Origin of the sequence: Pseudomonas agronomica (genome assembly GCF_025917275.1) — a bacterium.
Classification (GTDB): Bacteria; Pseudomonadota; Gammaproteobacteria; order Pseudomonadales; family Pseudomonadaceae; genus Aquipseudomonas; species Aquipseudomonas agronomica.
This window is the reverse complement of the sequence record NZ_JAOSHO010000870.1, coordinates 1-1,153: the sequence shown is the minus strand read 5'-3', so window position 1 is coordinate 1,153 and position 1,153 is coordinate 1. Positions and strand designations below refer to the sequence as shown.

General features: G+C 57.5%; 1 protein-coding gene. It reads right to left on the bottom strand.

Annotated features, from left to right (window positions below):
- Positions 1-297: 297 nt before the first annotated feature.
- Positions 298-813 (bottom strand): inclusion body family protein, encoded by a 516-nt coding sequence (locus OC610_RS27795; RefSeq protein WP_264432764.1) that lies wholly within the window; start codon positions 811-813, stop codon positions 298-300.
- Positions 814-1,153 lie beyond the last annotated feature (340 nt).

Here is a 1,153-nt window from a genome sequence, read left to right as displayed (position 1 = left end):
GGGAGCAAGCTCCCTCGCCACGGGGGCATGGGTTGTTTGAATAATCGGTCTGACGCGCACCTGTGGGAGCGAGCCTGCTCGCGATGACGTCGGTCCATTCAGCTTTTACGCAAGCTGATCCACCGCTATTGCGAGCAAACGCGCTCGAAGTGGGGTATCTCACTTGATATCAGCCAGCACGGTCAACGGGGAGGGGAGCCAGGGGGCGTTGCGACGTGTTTCGATAGGCAACCCTGACCGGCATATCGTCATGGCGGATAGCATGCCGGCCAGGGTTGTTTACTGCTCAGCGAATGGTCAATTGACCGTGATGTACGGGTCCCACGTGTGGGTTGGACCGATCTGGTTCAGGTTGCGGTCCAGCAGGATGAACGTGGCCTGGTACCAGAGCTTCCCGGGATTGAGCGCCGTGGATTGCCAGAAGGTATAGGTCACGTCGGTCTTGGAAATACCGCGGCTGACGCCATTGTCCAGGTAGGGCACGGGAATCCCCGGGATGTTGAAGGACACGGGTTTGGACATCGAACCAGGGTAATTACCGCCCTGGTGAGGGTCGCCTTGTTCGACATCCGTAATGAGCGCGACGCGGTCGAAGTTGCGCGAGAGGGTGGTGGCGCGCCAGCGAATGATGTCGCCGGGGTTCACATCGATCCACAGTTCATTGCCACCTTCGCCTTCATTGCCGGTGGCGTGCGAGTCGATCGCGCTACGTGTGACAAGCATCGCGATGGCGCCAGGTACGTCGCCGGTGTTTATCAGGTAATCGGCATCCACCGTGACCAGCACGTCAATCGTTTGAGTTGCTCCAGACATTTCATAGCTCCTTGAGATGTGACATGACGACCGCGCCTTGTAAAAAGCGTCCGGATCACCCGGTCCCTGGGTGCGGTCTGGAGGGAACGATAGGTGCTGGCTTTATGGAGTCAAATTTCGGTTTCTTGACGTGGGCCAAGCGCAGCGAAGCGTAGCGTCGGCATGTCGTTGATTGGCTTGAAATGCTGTTTATTCGTCGATGAAAGTGAGTGATAGTCGGTCAGTAGAAATCGGCAAAGGCGTACGAAAAGTGTCGTCAATCATTCGGCGTGGATTGTCCCCAGATGACCTGGTTTCCCGGTTGTAAGCCGACCTCATTGTGGGAGCGAGCCTGCTCGCG

Bases quoted from the DNA above. Each gene is read 5' to 3' on its own strand.
- OC610_RS27795 (WP_264432764.1), bottom strand. From the start codon at position 813: ATGTCTGGAGCAACTCAAACGATTGACGTGCTGGTCACGGTGGATGCC.